The organism is Lentilactobacillus parakefiri, assembly GCF_002157585.1.
Taxonomy (GTDB): domain Bacteria; phylum Bacillota; class Bacilli; order Lactobacillales; family Lactobacillaceae; genus Lentilactobacillus; species Lentilactobacillus parakefiri.
Genome location: NZ_BDGB01000046.1, coordinates 2,952 through 19,633 on the forward strand (window position 1 = coordinate 2,952; position 16,682 = coordinate 19,633).

The window sequence follows — 16,682 nt, forward strand, 5'->3', positions numbered from 1 at the left end:
TCATCAGATTCTTCGCGTAACGGTAGTTGGCTTTGATCTTGCTATTTTGATAAGCACGACTGGCGGTCTTAACGCTGGCTGCATTGGCGGTGAAGGCTGGTGCGATACTGCCAAATCCTAATAGGGTTGAAGCAGAGATCATGAGTAGCTTTGATGTTAATTTCATTGATTAATCCATCCTTTTTCTATTGGTTTTTATCCGGTAAAATATTGTATTTGGTGACTAAGCGGTGAAACAGCTTCTCCCATGGTTTGTAAAATAGCGCGATGAGAAAGGCATTGGATGCTGCGTGGAACGTGTCAAATGGAAAGAAACTGGCCGCAAAAGCCAAGATAAAACTCTTGATGGTCAGCGGTGATACGTAGGCCAGGGCGTACCAGAGGTCCATGATCCAGCCAAACAAATAGCCCCAGACGCAGGCAAACACGATCATAAAAATCAGACTATGGGACAATCGGGCCTTCATGAAGAGGCCAGCGGTTAACCCCATTAAGCCCCAGGCGACCATCTGCCAAGGCGTCCATGGTCCTTGACCCATAAACATGTTGGAAACCAGTGCCGTGGTAGATCCTGTGATAAAGCCCAGTTCCGGGCCGAGACTGACACCGCTTAGAATTACGACGAAGCTGGCTCCCTGCACACCAGGAATGGCGCCCAGTGGGACCCGGGTGGCAACCGCCAACGCGATCAAAACGGCGACAAACATCAACGTTTGGGTGCTGATTGGATCGTGTTCGAAGCGCCAGTACGCGGGTAAAAGGCTACAGATTAGGCACATAAAGCTAAATAATAGGTAGTGCTTTCCCTTCAATAAGACAATGAATAGCAGAAAAATAAACATTAACAGTAACGCAATTAATAACCGATACCGGTTGAGTAACGAAGATTGTTTCAAGTAACACTCACCCCCTTTCTGGATGGTTCGCCAGCTTCAGATTGACTGGCAGTAGGGCGTCCTTAACCTGATCACGGGCAATCCGGTTAATTGGCGTGGTGAAGAAAAAGTTATCGGCAAAAAATGATTGCGTGGCAAGCAGCGTGTTGAGATGGCCATCAAACATAAACGTGCATTTGTCGGCAAATTTAGCACAGAATTCCATGTCGTGGCTGGCAATCACAATGGTCATACCGGCTTGTTGGTACTGTTTCAGCAGGTTGCCCACCTGAATTTTGGTGTAGGGATCCAGTCCCTTGGTTGGCTCGTCCAGAACCAACAGATCAGGGGTCGCCATCAGTGCGATTGCTAATCCAACCAGCTGTTGTTGGCCGCCACTAATGTCAAATGGATTTTGTTTCTCAATACGGTTCAAATGAAATTGATTAATCATATGGTCAACTTGGACCTTAGCGTCTGGCAACCGTAATTCAGCCGCCTGAACTTCCAGCTCCTCACGAACGGTATCGGCTGTAAATTGGAGACGGGGAGTTTGCGACAGAAATGCCAGTTTGGCCATTCGCTGGTTAATGGCCATTTTCCAAACTAACTGGTGGACGAAACGAATTTTGCCGTGCTGCGGCGTCATTAGTCCACAAATCAGCGTTAACAGGGTTGATTTGCCGGAGCCGTTTTTGCCGATAATTGCCAACCACGTACCGGGATTAATCGCCAGGTTCAGGTGATGGAGGACGTTATGTTGGCCGTCGAAGCTAAAGGAAATGTTATTGACGGTTAGAATTGGTTTTTCGGCTGGGGGTAATTGCGCAACCTTGCCGCCGGTCGTCACTGATTGAAATTGAAGATGGTGAGTCCGAATCGCCGACTGGGCATCGGCTACTGAAATCGGTAATTGGGAGGTTCGAATCTGTTGATCTAAGAAGAGCTTGGAAATTGACGGTACGAAATAGGTCAAGTGGGCATCAGTGGCCATTTTTGCCAAGCCGCTGTGGGGATCACCGTCAAAGGTCAGGTGGTGATCCTGCAGGAGAATCATCCGGTTGGCCATGGCTGCTACCGTGCTCAGCCGGTGTTCAGTCAACATAATTGTAATCCCTAATTCTTGATTAATCCGCCCTAAAACGGTGAGAAAATGCTGAGCGGTCAGCGGATCCAACTGGGACGTGGGTTCGTCCAGTAAAATTAATTTTGGGCGCAAGATGAGAACCGAAGCCAGGTTTACCAACTGAAGCTGGCCGCCGGATAATTGATGTATTTGGCGATCGAGGTTTTGATCCAAACCTAAGAAATTTGCCAGTTCGGTAATCCGGCGTTCGATTTCATTGCTGGGACAGCCAATATTTTCTAATGGGAAGGCCAGTTCTTCGATCACCGTTGCCATCACCGACTGGGTTTGTGGATCTTGGGCCACATAGCCGACGGTTTGGGCACTCACCAACTTCGGCATGTCAGCAACCGGTGTTTCGGCAATTTGAACGTCACCAGTTCGGGCTCCTTTGGGCATGAGCTCCTTTTTCAAATGGTTAAGCAGGGTCGTCTTGCCACTGCCGGTATTACCGGCAATCACAATAAAATCGCCGGGGTCAATGGTGAAGTTGACGTCGTCCAGAACGGGGGTTGATTGATCGGGATAGGTGAACGTGAGATGGGTCACGGTAGCTAATTTTTGCATGAACGATAGACCCCCTCTGAGATTAATGGTAGTAAGAATAGGAGTGCCGTGACGACGACGGGCCAAGTATCACCCGGCGTAAAAATGGTGGTGAAATTGGCGACTGAACGACTGGTGCCCATTGAAAGAATCCGGACGCCGATAGTTGCAACTAGCATGACGGTGGCAATCGTGATGAACAGCAGGTCACTAAACTGCCAGTGATACGAGCGGTAGTGGGTCCGCTTGGCAGCGCCAAATCCGCGGGCGTCCATTAAATTGGCGGTTTCCATCGCAGAAGACAGGGCGTCCTGCAGAAGAATTTCGAAGATGTGGAGCGTCTTTTGGGTGCGGGTCTTCAATGATCCATTAACCACGTCGACGTTGCGGGTTTTTTGCAGGCGCAAAATCCGTTTGAGCCTATCGGTGAAGCTGGTGACCAGCGTAAACGAAATGGTGACCAGTACTGCCAGCCGGGGCGCAATCGGCGAGAACACGTAGATCAGCTTGCTGGGGGTCAGAACCGCGTTTAGGACTGAAAAAACAAACAGCATTGCGATCAGGACAATTGCCATCGCAATGCCGTACAGAAATGCCGGATACGAAAATTTGAACGTCAGAATGCCCCATTTGAAATGCCAAAGAATCGGCGGAAACTTTTGATTGAGGAGCGTATTGAAAAATAGAATCATTAATAGAAATGAAACGGCGTATTTCAGTTGGCGCGCCGTCTTTCGGCCGCCAAGGTAGTAGGTGGCTGTGATCGTGAGCGCGATGAACTCAGCCACCGCGACCGCCACGTGATTAAACAGCAGGAGGCAGACGATCAGCTCAGTAAAGTACAGCGTGAGCGCTACTGGATGAAGCTGCGAAAAAAACGTCATCTTGATTGGGGTGTGTGTCATGGAAAATCCCGACTTTCTAAGGGTTAGTAAGTCCTTCCAACAGTATATCATCGTTGCCAAGGGTGGTAAACGGCATATCTTGTGTGTAAGTGTCAACTCACAAATTGCAATTTTTTCCCGTCTCACGTATATTGACATTAAAATTTAGTCCTTTAAATAGTCCAGCGAGTCTGTCAAGGAAGCCATTAGTGAACGTTATTTTTACCAGCAATAGTCTGGAAATGAGCGCTTCGACTCGTTGTGGGTCGGAGTGCTTTTTTGTCTAGTTCCAGTACGAGGCAAAATTGCTGGGAATCATTTAAAGGACAATAAGGAGATTATCATGGAAGACAAGAGTTTTGGGCGTGTGGAATCAATTCCAAAGGCGCATCGGCACCAATCTTACTGGGATATGTTTGCTACCTGGGTAGGGGCAAACGCCAATAATGGCACCTGGTATGTTGGTGGCGTGATTGCGGCTTGTGGGTTTGCAACCGCCACAACGACGCTCATTATCGTTGGTGTGATTACATATTTTTTGTTGGCCTTATCTGGTTACATGGGCTACAAGACTGGGTTGCCGGCAATGGCTTTGACTCGAGCATCATTTGGCCTCAAAGGCAGTTACTTACCATCAGTGATTAATGTGGTTCAATTTATCGGCTGGGCGGCCGTGAATACGTTCATTGCGGCAACTTCAATCAGCTATATTCTCCACGATGTTTTGAACTGGCCGGTATATGGGCAGCCTGGCGGTCTCAAAGGGTTAATTTCCGGCATTATCGTGATGAGTATCTTGCATCTATTGAGCATTTCGATGGGTGAGAAATCAGTTCGAATTATTGAACGAATCGGGATTGTCCTGGTTTTCATCTTGGTCATTTGGGAATCCATCGTTGTGTTTCAAAATGTTTCCTTGTCAGAGATTGTTTCCTGGCAGGCACCTGACGCCCTCAAGATGTCACCCGGACAGGCAGTCGATGTGCTTGCCGCTTTTAACCTGGCTTGGGTAACTTCTGCCAGTGATTTTACCCGGTTCTCCAAGAAGCGTTCCAGTTCCACTTGGGCACCGTTTTTTGGAGCAAATCTCGGCCTGATTTGGTTTGCCATGATTGGGATTATTTCAACGATTGCGACGGCTATCACTTTAAACCATTTTGACGCTAATAATTCGGATCCATCAACAATTGCCAGCAAGCTCGGGTTGGATGTTTTGGCGATGCTGGTGATCATCATTACCAGTACCACGGCTAACGCGGTCAATTTGATGTCTGCGGGCTCGGCGCTGACCAATATGACCAAGCGGCTTTCACTGACATTTAGCATTGTATTAGTCACCATTGTGGCAGTTTTGGTGACGTTCATTCCAATTTTTTACTCAACTTTCTTAAATGTCTTTACCGCTTTCTTGGATGGGATTGGCATGTTCTTGGGACCTGAAATTGCCATTTTTCTGACTGATTTCTATTTGGTTGCCAAACGAAAATATCGGGTTGACCACTTTGCATCACGGACTGGCAAATATTGGTATACCGGCGGCTTTAACTGGATCGCCATTGCTTCGTGGCTGATCGCTGTTCTAGCCTATGGATATATCAAGACGGTGGCCGTATTAGTGGATTCAATCGGTGCAACCTTTATTTCCATGCTGATTGCCGCTGTTCTGTACTATGTGGTCAGCCGATTGACAGCAAACGGGAAGCTAGAGGAGGACTAATGTGGCAACCATTACAAAACAAACACTCTCTTTGGATGATGTCGAACCGGATAATCAATATCTAAACTGTACCTTCACTGTGTCCAATCAGTTGATTCGGATTAATGATGTTGTTTTTGATCATTGTCAATTTGAACAAAGCAACTTCGATGATAGTGATTGGGGTTATGTCGAATTTCAAGGATGTAATTTCTTGAATGCTACCTTCCATAAGAGCTATTTCTCAAACTGTAAATTTATGAATGTGCAGTTGATGGGGGCTGATTTCTCAATGGAAACGCTACTTAAGAAGTGCCAGTTCCACGATTCCAACCTGCATTACGCTAACTTTAGCGAAACCAAATTGGAGGCCAGCTTCTTTATGGACTGCAACCTGGTCGAAAGCAGCTTCCAAGCAGTAACGGTTAAGAAGGAACTGTCGTTTAATGAGTGTCAAATTGATCAGATCGATTTTTTGGACACCCAAATGAAAGGGATTGACTTGTCAAAAGCGCATTTTGATGATTTGATTGTTAACCCGGAGTTAATCAAGGGGATGAAAATTAATCCCTGGCAGGCGGGTCAAATTGTTGCCATGCTGGGAGTTGTGGTAGTCGATTAGTCTTCTTTAAATAATTTTTGGATTGACCAAATTTCAAGCGGTTGCTGATGATATAATAATCACTCAGGGTCATCACTGATTTGAAAGGAGACGTCCAGTCATGCATAAACTGCCGATTCGAATGACATTTTTTTACCAGCTTCATCCGGTCGTATCGGTGGTTTATTTTTTTGAAGCGATCGTGGGGCTGCTCTTATTTAATCACCTCGCTGTCGCCCTGACCGGATTTGTCGGTCTCCTTTTGGTCTGCATCTTTTATAAAGGCGTGGCAGTAGTCTTTCGGCAATTCAAATGGTACTTGTCATTATTGTTGATGATTGCTTTTTTTAACGTGCTCTTGAATCAGCGTTTTGGCCCGGTTCTTTATCAGGTTTCATTAGCCAATTTTACATTTAAGCTCACGGTGCCAGCCTTGATTTATGGTATTGTGATGGGGCTGATGCTGGTGGAAATGCTGATGGTCTTTGGCGTCTTAAACGCCATTTTACCGGCTCCAAAATTGGTGGCTGTTTTTTCACCGATCACTCCTAAGTTTGGACTATTAGTGGTCATTTCATTGAACTTGGTGAAGACCTTTATACAGACGCTGGGCGATTTATCGATGCTCCAGCAAACCAGAAATATTAATGTTTCCGCAGGGGGCTTCATGCGCAGGATCAAAAGCGGAGGGCGACTGCTGCGGATCCTATTGGAAGATTCGCTGGCCTCGGGGATGGAGACCGCCCGCTTAATGGATGCCAGGGGCTTTGGTGTCGAAAAACGGACTCATTATGCCGCCTATCATTGGCATACAGGCGACTGGGCATTTCTGGCGGCTTCGGTGGTTAGTTTTGCCGGGATGGCCACCTCACGGCTCCAATCAGCGGGGTGGTCCGGATCGGTTCGTCAGTTCACCCAAGGTTTTATGGGCCAAGACTTTTATGCATTGGCCAGCTTAGGACTGGTGTTATTGTTACCGTTGTTGGCTGAAGGAGTGTATCGCGCATGGACCAATTGATTCAAACCAAACAGCTTACCTTTACATATCCAAACGCGCACATACCGGTATTGCAGGATGTGAATTTAACCGTTGACCGGGGACAGTTTGTGGTGATTGCCGGGGCGACCGGCAGCGGCAAGACGACTTTATTGAACCACTTCAAAAAGGAATTGCTCCCCAATGGTCAAAGAAGCGGTGACGTCCTGATTCAGCAACGATCCATTGACAATTTTTCAAAACTATCCAGCGCGAAAACCGTTGGCTATGTCGGCCAGGATCCAACCGTTCAGCCGATTATGACCACGGTCATCGCTGAACTGGCGTTTTCACTGGAAAATGTTGGCGTTAAAAGCGATGAAATCGAACGACGGGTTGCCGAGCTGGCTAATTATTTAGGGCTTGATCAGCTGTTGCACCATGAGATACACGACCTATCCGGCGGTCAATTGCAGCTGGTTAATTTGGCATCGGTTTTGATTTTACGCCCCGAAATTCTTTTATTTGATGAGCCCACTGCTCAACTGGATCCACTTTCGACTCAGCACTTTTTTGACGTCTTACAACGCCTTCACCAAGAGCTGGGAATGACAATTGTGATGGTTGAACACAACTTGGAGACGGCATTATCTTTGGCAGACACGATGCTGCTGCTGCAAAATCACCGGATTACTTTTCAGGGCGCCCCGGCAGTCGGCATTTCTAAAATGATGAATGATCCTAAGCTGACTGCCTTTATTCCAGAAGTGCCCAGACTATTCTTAGAAAACCGCCTTCAAGTCAAGCAATTACCGATTTCTGTTGCGGAAGGCCAAACAGCCATTACCAGCGCTGGGCTGCGGTTCAAATCAACAATTACCAAGCCAAGAGTGATTGCCCCAACGCAGCCGATTCTAACGGCTAAAGACGTCTCTTTTTCCTTTGATCAACGGGTGAACGTGGTTGACCATTTAAGCCTCACGCTGCCGGCAGGTGACTGGCTTTCAATTGTTGGCAAAAATGGCTCTGGTAAATCGACTCTACTGACAATGTTGGCAGGGCTTCAAGTGCCACAGCATGGTAAAATTAAGTTTGCTAAGCAGAAAGTCTGGAAAATTCCGACGGCGACCAGGATTTCCGAGCTCTCATTTCTTTCTCAGACGCCCGCTTTACAGTTTGGTGCCGAAACCGTGCGTGATGAATTCCGTCAACAAGCCGGTCAACTTCATCTGGGCGCGCCAGAAAAACGGGTGAAAATAGTTATTGACCAACTGCACCTAAATGACCTGCTTGATCAAAACCCGTTTGATTTAAGCAGCGGTCAGCAACAACTATTGGGGATCGGCCTTGCTTTACTTGCCAATCCTAAACTGTTGATCCTAGATGAGCCGACTAAGGGGTTAGATCCTGCTGCCAGGCAAGCGTTGGGGGATTTGTTGACGACGATCAATCAAGCTGGGACAACCATCTTGATGGCGAGTCATGATATGGCGTTTTGCGCTGCCTACTCACGCCACTCTGCATTTATGTTTGATGGTCATCTCAATACGATTCTGCCAACGAGGACTTTTTTCTCGGCGAATTTCTTTTTTACAACCGCGATTAATCGACTGTTAAGAAGGCAGGTGCAAGACGCCTTGTTGGTTAGTGACGTTCAATTCCTTTCAGAAGGGACTAATAGGTATGACAAATAAGCGACGAACAGTGGTGGTCGGTCAAATCTTGCTGGTTGCGGCGTTGATTGCCGTCTTTTTAGGCTTAACGACGTTATTGAAGACCAAGCACTTTCTGCTATTTAGTTTTATGATTTTGTTATGTACGATCTTACCCGCGTATTGGCGGTTTGAGCGCACACCACTCAAGACTCAGACACTGATGTTTCTGGCGATTCTCATCGCATTGGCAGTCGCTGGTCGGGTGCCGTTTGCGTCCATTCCCAGTGTTCAGGCTGCCAGTTTCGTCATTATTCTTGGCGGCATTTCACTGGGACCTGAGCTGGGCTTTGTGGTCGGCTCAGCCACGGCGCTGGTTTCCAACATGTTTTTGGGACAGGGACCCTGGACGCCTTGGCAGATGTTTGCCTGGGGGTTGATGGGGGTTGTCCGCCGGCCTGATCGGCTACACCAAATTACGTCACCGGCTGTTGTTTATGATCTTGTTTGGAGGTGCGTGGGGATTTGTTTACGGCTGGATCATGGACTTATGGTTTGCCTTAGCGTACGTCCATCCACTGACAGTCAAGTCTTTTATCCTCGCGTTTGTCGCCAGCTTTAGTTTTGATTTGGCACACTGCCTTTCAAACGTTGTCTTAATTGCATTACTGTACCGCTTCTGGGAAAAGCTGATCAAACGGCTTGACCAGAAGTATCGTTTTTTACCAGCTAATCTTAAATAAAAGGATGGATCAATTATGAAATCAATGAAGAAATTAATCACCTTATCAATGACTGGCCTCTTGTTGGCTTCCGCTGCAGCACCGTTGGCTGATGTTCACGCAGCCGGCGTTAAAACGGCCTCGGCTGCCTATCAATCATCGAAGACCAAGGCGAGTTACACTTATGCCAAGAAGATGTTGGTAAAGAATCGCACAGGTTTTTCCGGCAAGACCAGCTACATATTCAGTAAGAAGGCTTATCCCACTTCCGGTGCCGTATACGGTTACTCAGACTTTCTTCTCGGGCTGAAAGGATTAGGATACAAATTCACCAAGGCCCAGCGAACCCGTGTTGCTGACAGTTTGGTATTGAACAGGAAAAGTACTGCTGCTGACCTAGCGACGGCGATTATTGCCACCCGTGCTGTTGGCTTAAATCCTCAAAAACTGCACAAGACTGGCGCAAAGAAAACGCTGAATTTGGTGAGTGCACTCTATCATCGTTCCCTGACCAAACAAACGGTTAATGTTCAAAGTCAGGCTTTGATCGCTTTGTCTACCGGATCCTATCAGCGTCCAAGTAATGCCAAATTTTCTAAAAGCAGTTTGAGCCAAACGATCGTCAAGAATCAGTTAAGTAATAATGGCTGGTCGTATAATAATCAAGTTGCCAATGCCGACAGTGACACGACCGCAATGGCGATTACCGCGCTTGCCCGTGGTAAATCCAACAGTTCTGCTGTCAATACCGCGATCGCAAAGGGGCAAAGTTATCTGAAGAATGCCGTTTATCCAAGCGGCGCATTTGGCTATGCTTACCAAGGGAAGACATTTCCGAACGCCAATTCAACTGCGGAAGCAATCATTGCTTTTTCTACCAAGCAAAATACAGTTAAATTAGTGAATGGTTATTTCAAGTCCGGTCAGACCACATCACCAATGCGGGCAATGCTGGGTTACGTTCGTTCAACCGGATCGATTAAGGGTGCAGCCACCCAAACGCTGGGGGTTGGCCAGGTTAATTTGGCTAACGCCGCTTATCGTCAGGCATTGTCCCACCGATCCGTTTACTCGATTAAGTAAGATCAAAGGATGAGTTTATGAAAAAAGCAATTGGCATTGTCATCGGCGTGGTTTTGGTATTGGGGATGGCCTTTGGCATTCGAGAAGTAGTTGCCAACCAGGCCGCTCAGCATCCCAGAACTGAAAAGACCGCCAAGATGAATTCGGGAAGTCAACCGAAAGCTGCGTCGAGTTCGCAGGCACCTGTTCACCATGCTAAGCAGAAAAAGGCTGCCGGTAAAACCGCCCAGACAAAGCGACAGCCGACAGCAAAGAATAGGCAAGAGAATCGGGCTGCCAGTTCGTCGACTCCTAAAGTGGCAAGTCAGCCGTCCAGCCACTCCAAGTCAAAGTCCCAGAATAAACAGGCAGCAGTCAATAAAGCCACGAAGCAATCCAAACAGTCACGGCCAAAACAAAAGGCTGCCTCAACTTCAACCGGTACAGCATACCTAAAAGTTTCCGGATATAAGAAATTGTTTTATTCCGGAAATTTGCGAATTAATAAAAAAACCACCGCGTTCACCCTGCTCAAGCAGACTAACTTAAAGATCACCTATACCAGCACGCCAGCAATTTATGTCAGTGCCATCAACGGATTAAAGGAAAATGACATTAAAGTTGGTAGTGGTTGGATGTACTATGTTAATGGCAAGTATGTTGATAAGTCGGCGGGAGACAAACTGGTTAAGCCAGGAGATAAGGTTCACTGGTTCTTTACGGTTCAGGGGTTCAATAAGTAGAGCGCGACGAGGGCTGGGTGGCCCGGTTTCCAAGGGCACTTTGATTGAAGTCCCTGGTTTTGTGACTTTAATCAAAGTGCCCTTGGAAGTTAGGGTCAGGCTCGTCGCCAAGTAGGCTAGGCAGGCTTTCAGCCGGCCGTCGGAGCGTGTTTTCAAGGCAGAAGGAAGCACATGGGAACCTAACAAACGTGCTGTTGCCCCCAAGGCTGAGCTTTCAACAAAAATTAAAGGGAGAAGCCCTCCTTTCTTTACACAATTCCCGTAAACTAATCACCCAGACAGCCAACAGAATACACAAAGAGGCCGATGCATAACTGACAAAATAGTTATGCATCGGCCTCTTTGTGTATTCCGGGATTAAAACGGTTCCTGTCTTTTTTGAAACGCGCTTCCCAGAGCAGTAACCTGCGCCTAAGCCAACTTTGGGCGAAATCAAACTCGATTTCACCCAAAGTTAACTTAGACTCCGGTTACTAACCCCTCCGGTCAGCACACTTATCTCACTTGCGCTGTTAACGCATTTAAGAAGTCAGTGACGTCCCCAACGTAGGCGAAGTCTGATTCTTCAAAGATGGGGGCATCCTTATCAATGTTGACTGATACGATTTTCTTGGCGTTTTTAATGCCGACAGTGTATTGAACTGCTCCTGAGATTCCTAAATTAATCAGGAGGTCGGCTGAAAGGCTGGCGCCGCCAATGCCGATTTGGTCATCATGATTGAACTCGGCTTCATCGGTCAAGGGGCGGGAAACACCTACCATGCCGCTTAATTTGGCTGCCAGATCTTGAGCTAACTGGATGTTTTTGGGACTGTAAGCGCCTCGGCCAAGGGCAATCACCACTTTAGCATCATCTAATTTGGATGAGCTGTTGATAATTGGATCGGTGGCGATAATGTCGCTGTCAGCCTGCTTGTGGAATGTGAAGCGGGCCTTGACTACCTCAGTTTGGGGATTAGTCGCTTTTTCGGCCCGAAAAGTATTGGGGCGAACAGTCACCATTTGAGGACGGGTGTCGGGGCTGACAATGTCGCACATGACATTGTCGCCATAAGTCGGCTTCACTTGGACAAGCAAGTCGTTTTCATAAAAGATATCCAGGCTGTCACCTGTCAGGCCGGTTTCCAGCTTGGCTTGAAGACGTGGCGCAATTGACTTGCCTAGGATTGTTGCTGGAAAGAGCAAGCTGTTAGGCCGATTCTTATCTGTGACTTGGAATAAGGCGTCAGCAATTTCTTCGTCGGTTGCGTTAACAAAATGGTCATCGATTAACGTCTCAATGCGATCGGGACCATATTCTTTCACAATTGTCTCGAAGTTGGCAGACGGTGTTTCTAAAAGTATGGCAACAACTTTTTTACCCGACGCGATTGCCTTTGCTTTTGTGATTAACTGGAGACTAGTCGGCTCAACTCGTGAACCGGTTGTTTCGATATATACCCAAATTTCATTATTATCCATCATAGTGCTCCTCTCAATAGTGCTCCTCTCAGTCCAACTGGCTCAATAATTTAGACACCGCCTGGACGGGATCTGTCGGCAAAAAGTCCGTCTTCTTGACTTCTTTAGTTGGGGCGTAGACCTTGGTAACCTTTGTAGGGGATCCGGCTTGACCAATCTTTGTCCGGTCAAGATCTAAGTCAGCTTCGGTCCAAGTCGTGATCGGTTTTTCGAAGCTTTCTTTAATGTTTTGTGGCGTCTCATAACGCGGCGTGTTGAGTTCCTTTCGGACGGTCACAACGGCCGGCAATGTCAGTTTGATATCTTGAACGGCTGAATCTAATTAACGTTTGGCAACGATGGTTGTTTCTGATGACAATTCCAAAGTTTCTGCGAAAGTCACTTGCGGCAGTTTTAAGAACTCTGCCACGATTGGGCCGACCTGACCGGTATCCGCGTCAACCGATTGACTGCCAAACAGGATTAAATCAACATTACCAATTGCTTCGATTGCTTTGGCCAGCGTATAGCCGGTTGCTAAAGTATCAGCCCCGCCGAATTCTCGGGAGCTCACCAGGACAGCCCGATCGGCGCCCATTGCCATCCCGTCTCTAAGTGAGGTGGTGTAACTATCCGGTCCCATGGTTAGAAGAATCACTTCACCACCAGCTTGATCGCGAAGCTGAAGAGCGGCCTCAATGGCGTTCTTATCAAACGGGTTGCAATTCCCTTTGGATTGGAACCGCCAGATGGTTCGGTCATCGAGAAGGCGAAAATCCGTTTAGTCGCACTAGGAAGATACTCGTCGTTCAATGATTGGTTACCATATTTAATAAACTGCTCGATGGTTTTAAAGTGTCCCTCAAGGGTAACGGCCATACTGGCATTTCCAGTCGCCATTTTCTCAAGGGATTCGGCGGTGGCTGTGTAATCAAAGCCAGCGCCACCATATGCGCGGGGAAGGGTGATTCCTAGTAGCCCGGTGTTCACGACTGTTTGAAATAGCCCCTCGGGATAATCCCCGGATTGATCAATGGTCATATCCTGTGGCGCTAACTCGTTAGCAGTGAATTCTTTAATCATTTGAATCAGCATTTTATCTTGATCACTTGTTATCGACATATTGAGTCCTCCTGTGCATGCTTTCACAATACCTTATATTCCAAAATTATATATCCAAATATTCCAAAAGTCAATATAAATTAATTATATTAATCAGCTTAATTTGGCCGAATACTATATAATATGATAATATTAAGCTATTATCTTTATGCGGATTAGCCAGGAGGCGCAGAAATTGGATATTCAACGATTTATTAATCGACGAAAAGAATTGGGTTATTCCCAAAGCGAATTGGCAAAGGGAATCTGTACCCAAGCCACGATCAGCAAGTTTGAAAATAACGGCAAAATGATTTCCACTAAGATCCTCACCCAACTCTGTCAGCGGCTGGGACTTTCCCTGAGTGATATTTTTCCCAGTGAGGCCGACACCGATTCTGCGGTTCGAGCAGATCTTAGGAGAGCGGAGTTCGATTTAATTACCACCGAATATGAAGAGGCACTGGCAATATTAAAGTCGCTGTCCATTGAGACAATTAATGATAAGCAGATTCAGATGGAATATTTATTTATTCGCGGCTATGTATTGGCACTCAGCAAGCAAAACATTGATGAGGCAATCTTTTGTTTTGATCAGATTCTCAATGGTTATGATGAGGCCCATGCGACGGTTTATTCGCCACTGGCGTACGTGGGAATGGGGATTTCCTACCAGCAAGCCGACAACTTTGACAAAGCAGAGTTTTATTTTTCGAAGATGCCTGAGCGTCTGAAAAACATTTCCAATAAAGACGTCGATTCAGTTTGGAAATCATTGACCATGCTGTTTTATACCGGGAATTTTTATGCTGTCAAAAACGAGTTGGCGACTAGTAATATGCTATTGCAGTCGTTGGTAAATCTCAGCTCGGATCGGCACGTGACGTTCTACGTTGCCTGGGCGAAATACCATTTGGCTGATAACGAGTATTCAGCCAACGGCAAAACACAGCAGTTTTCAGAACTCATTAGTGACGCGGTTGCTTTCGCGCGGTTTAATAAAAATCGGAATTTAATCGAACAGATCGATTCGTACGTCAGAAGCGTTCAATAAAAGCATCAGGACTGACGCCCTCAAAGTGGGGGCGTCGGTCCTGATGCTTTATTTGGTTAAATACCGCTTTCTCAACTGCTGAATATCATGACTCGACAAGCGCATTTGGTGATGTAAATAGTGTTTCATGGTGCCGTCATGGCGGTCAATCGCTGAATAGGCGGCATTTAAATAGGCTGGACTCGCCCGTTTTGATCGTTTCAAGTTTCTCAAGACGGTTTTGCTATGCGTGTAGCGCTTCATTCGCCGGTATTCTTTAGCGGTCGTTTTTTTCAGATAACGATTCGACACCAAATAATTTTTCATAATGGTTGCTTTGGGCACGCCCAGACTTGAAAGAATCAGCATCGTCGCCACGCCGGTACGATCTTTGCCATACGTGCAATGATATAGAATGGCACCGGATTTTTGGATGCGCAGATAATGAAACATGGTGCGATAACCTTTGATGCAGTGAGGGTCAAGAATCAGTTTCTGATAAAACTGTTCCATAAAGTTTGGTTGCTTAGTGGCTAACTGTTTGGCGTACCGTGAAGTTGTGTGAACGCCAAAATAGGGTTCTTTCATAATGGGTAGATGGATATGTCGGACGCCAGATTTTCTAAGGCCTGGTGCCCGTTTGATTTCGCCAGTTGATCGGAAATCCAGAATTACCGTGACTCGATGTTGTTTAGTGAGCAGCCACTGATCATGATGAGTTAATCGACTCAAGGCTGCCGACCGGATGAGTCGATTTCGACGAATATGTTGGCCATTTTTCGTCTGGATACCACCGAGATCACGGGCATTGGGGATTGTACTGAAGTGAATGATTGATCCCGATGAAGAAGTCGTCTTTGCAGAACAAACCATAAAACTACCCGTTAATATCGTCGTTATCAGTAATGTCCGATCGATTATTTGTCTCAGTGATTTCATCGACTCACCCCTGACACTCATTATATGGCTAAGAATCGGTTATGACAGGTATTTCTGGATTTGCGCCAAATCCGCTTGGCGTTTTTGCGGTGATTCATCCTCTGCATTGAAGTTGTGCCACTTAATTTTCTTGAGACCGATCTTTTTGAATGTGCCGGTAGCCATGGCCTTCATAATCGGATTGCCATATTTGAGTCTGTAGAGAAACGTGGGAGTGCCGGCAATGGTGAAGATCCGGATCACCGGATTCTTTTCAAGGACGACCCGGGGATGCATCGAGACGGCCCGATTTTTACTAAAGGCCTTGTCGATGAAGCCCTTGGTCATGGCCGGCATGAGCTCCCACCAGATCGGAAAGATAAAGATAATTTCATCAGCGACTTTCAAGCGTTCAAAGTAGTTGTCAACTTGAGCGCTAATGGGAACTTTTGTTCGCCAAGCGGTCAGGTCTTCTTCGTGCATGACCGGATCAAATCGATCCTGGTGAAGGTCAATGACGTCGACGGTGTTTCCTTTGTCAGTGAGATAATCAATCGTCTGTTTAGCAACCGCGGCGCTGTAACTTCGGTGATGGGGCTGATTGTTGCTGGCTGATAGTGTATATGGATGATCAAAGATAAGAATATATTTCATAATAAAGACCTTTTTTTGATTAGACTTTTTATTTTGTATTCCAAGGAATATAATTAGTATAAACAGATGGCAAAGAAAGTCAATATACATTCCGAGGAATTTAAAATGAAAAAGAAAAATGCAATCGAACAAATTAAAGAACAACTTGAAGTATTTAGAAGTCATGATGTTGATGACGACATTCTGACTGCAATCAAAGCCCATGCCCAACTGGATCCTAAATTGATAGCTGGGCTCACCATTAATGATTTACACATTCTTCGTGCTGTTGGTCATTCAGATGGGGTTAAAATCTCGGCGATTGTCGACCAGGTACCGTTAACTCAGGGAGCAGTTTCCAAAGCTGTTAATAAGCTGACAACCAAGGGATTAGTTCACAAATTCCATCAAGCCGGCAATCGCAAGGATAATTTTGTGGCTTTAACGGCTGTTGGATCGGTCATCAACCAGATTCATACAGATTATCATCATCGAGAGGAAGCTCTACTGCAAGAATTGGCTGCCAACTATTCTAAGAATGATTTGGAGACTATTGCGGCATTCGTATCCAAGCTGAATCAAATCCGTAAAAATAATTATTTATAGCAGTAACCGTTTTCTTCCTTGACGTGCCAAAATTCCTTGTCTATGGTAAGCAAAAACTAAGTTAGGTT

General features: G+C 46.4%; 17 protein-coding genes and 1 pseudogene. 9 read left to right on the plus strand and 9 right to left on the minus strand.

What is annotated here, in order from left to right; genetic code table 11:
- Positions 1-185 precede the first annotated feature (185 nt).
- The 3 genes from LPKJCM_RS05060 to LPKJCM_RS05070 are packed head-to-tail and all read right to left on the minus strand — an operon-like array spanning position 186 to position 3,452.
- Positions 186-896: an ECF transporter S component gene (locus LPKJCM_RS05060; protein ID WP_003636323.1), complete on the minus strand. Its 711-nt coding sequence runs from the start codon at positions 894-896 to the stop codon at positions 186-188.
- A gap of 7 nt (positions 897-903) precedes the next feature.
- Positions 904-2,568, minus strand: a complete 1,665-nt coding sequence (locus LPKJCM_RS05065) for an ABC transporter ATP-binding protein (protein WP_057962955.1) — start codon at positions 2,566-2,568, stop codon at positions 904-906.
- Positions 2,556-3,452 (minus strand): energy-coupling factor transporter transmembrane component T, encoded by an 897-nt coding sequence (locus tag LPKJCM_RS05070; RefSeq protein WP_057962954.1) that lies wholly within the window; start codon positions 3,450-3,452, stop codon positions 2,556-2,558. Before LPKJCM_RS05070 ends, LPKJCM_RS05065 begins: the two co-directional genes overlap by 13 nt.
- 322 nt (positions 3,453-3,774) lie before the next feature.
- Between LPKJCM_RS05070 and LPKJCM_RS05075 the strand changes: the two genes are divergently transcribed.
- From LPKJCM_RS05075 to LPKJCM_RS05105, 7 genes and pseudogenes are all read left to right on the plus strand, one after another.
- The gene (locus LPKJCM_RS05075; RefSeq protein WP_057962953.1) at positions 3,775-5,148 is read left to right on the plus strand and encodes a cytosine permease; all 1,374 of its coding nucleotides are present in this window, start codon (positions 3,775-3,777) and stop codon (positions 5,146-5,148) included.
- 1 nt (position 5,149) lies between these two features.
- Positions 5,150-5,749: a pentapeptide repeat-containing protein gene (locus LPKJCM_RS05080; RefSeq protein WP_057962952.1), complete on the plus strand. Its 600-nt coding sequence runs from the start codon at positions 5,150-5,152 to the stop codon at positions 5,747-5,749.
- 100 nt (positions 5,750-5,849) lie between these two features.
- On the plus strand, positions 5,850-6,746 hold the full coding sequence (locus tag LPKJCM_RS05085; RefSeq protein ID WP_057962951.1) for an energy-coupling factor transporter transmembrane component T: 897 nt from the start codon (positions 5,850-5,852) through the stop codon (positions 6,744-6,746).
- On the plus strand, positions 6,734-8,398 hold the full coding sequence (locus LPKJCM_RS05090) for an ABC transporter ATP-binding protein (protein ID WP_057962950.1): 1,665 nt from the start codon (positions 6,734-6,736) through the stop codon (positions 8,396-8,398). Before LPKJCM_RS05085 ends, LPKJCM_RS05090 begins: the two co-directional genes overlap by 13 nt.
- Positions 8,388-9,099, plus strand: a pseudogene (locus LPKJCM_RS05095) (ECF transporter S component). Before LPKJCM_RS05090 ends, LPKJCM_RS05095 begins: the two are co-directional and overlap by 11 nt.
- A gap of 15 nt (positions 9,100-9,114) precedes the next feature.
- A complete protein-coding gene (locus LPKJCM_RS05100; protein ID WP_057962949.1) occupies positions 9,115-10,161 on the plus strand; it encodes a prenyltransferase/squalene oxidase repeat-containing protein in 1,047 nt (348 codons plus the stop codon).
- 17 nt (positions 10,162-10,178) lie between these two features.
- A complete protein-coding gene (locus LPKJCM_RS05105) occupies positions 10,179-10,883 on the plus strand; it encodes a DUF4430 domain-containing protein (protein ID WP_057962948.1) in 705 nt (234 codons plus the stop codon).
- Between the two features lie 495 nt (positions 10,884-11,378).
- Here the strand turns inward: LPKJCM_RS05105 and LPKJCM_RS05110 are convergent, their stop codons facing one another.
- The 4 genes from LPKJCM_RS05110 to LPKJCM_RS05120 are packed head-to-tail and all read right to left on the minus strand — an operon-like array spanning position 11,379 to position 13,445.
- On the minus strand, positions 11,379-12,344 hold the full coding sequence (locus LPKJCM_RS05110) for an electron transfer flavoprotein subunit alpha/FixB family protein (RefSeq protein ID WP_057962947.1): 966 nt from the start codon (positions 12,342-12,344) through the stop codon (positions 11,379-11,381).
- A gap of 28 nt (positions 12,345-12,372) precedes the next feature.
- On the minus strand, positions 12,373-12,633 hold the full coding sequence (locus LPKJCM_RS14040) for a hypothetical protein (protein WP_225364123.1): 261 nt from the start codon (positions 12,631-12,633) through the stop codon (positions 12,373-12,375).
- A 33-nt stretch (positions 12,634-12,666) separates the two neighbouring features.
- A complete protein-coding gene (locus tag LPKJCM_RS14045; protein ID WP_225364125.1) occupies positions 12,667-13,074 on the minus strand; it encodes an electron transfer flavoprotein subunit beta/FixA family protein in 408 nt (135 codons plus the stop codon).
- The gene (locus LPKJCM_RS05120) at positions 12,978-13,445 is read right to left on the minus strand and encodes an acyl-CoA dehydrogenase family protein (protein WP_225364124.1); all 468 of its coding nucleotides are present in this window, start codon (positions 13,443-13,445) and stop codon (positions 12,978-12,980) included. The genes LPKJCM_RS14045 and LPKJCM_RS05120 overlap by 97 nt, the downstream gene beginning before the upstream one ends.
- Before the next feature lie 175 nt (positions 13,446-13,620).
- On the opposite strand from LPKJCM_RS05120, the gene LPKJCM_RS05125 reads away from it, so the two are divergent.
- Positions 13,621-14,478 carry a helix-turn-helix domain-containing protein gene (locus LPKJCM_RS05125; RefSeq protein ID WP_057962946.1) on the plus strand — a complete coding sequence of 286 codons (858 nt, stop codon included), beginning with the start codon at positions 13,621-13,623 and terminating at the stop codon, positions 14,476-14,478.
- Between the two features lie 48 nt (positions 14,479-14,526).
- Here the strand turns inward: LPKJCM_RS05125 and LPKJCM_RS05130 are convergent, their stop codons facing one another.
- Positions 14,527-15,396, minus strand: a complete 870-nt coding sequence (locus LPKJCM_RS05130; RefSeq protein WP_057962945.1) for a tyrosine-protein phosphatase — start codon at positions 15,394-15,396, stop codon at positions 14,527-14,529.
- A gap of 39 nt (positions 15,397-15,435) precedes the next feature.
- The gene (locus LPKJCM_RS05135) at positions 15,436-16,029 is read right to left on the minus strand and encodes an NAD(P)H-dependent oxidoreductase (RefSeq protein ID WP_057962944.1); all 594 of its coding nucleotides are present in this window, start codon (positions 16,027-16,029) and stop codon (positions 15,436-15,438) included.
- Positions 16,030-16,134: 105 nt separating this feature from the next.
- On the opposite strand from LPKJCM_RS05135, the gene LPKJCM_RS05140 reads away from it, so the two are divergent.
- A complete protein-coding gene (locus LPKJCM_RS05140) occupies positions 16,135-16,614 on the plus strand; it encodes a MarR family winged helix-turn-helix transcriptional regulator (RefSeq protein ID WP_057962943.1) in 480 nt (159 codons plus the stop codon).
- The last annotated feature ends 68 nt before the right edge of the window (positions 16,615-16,682 follow it).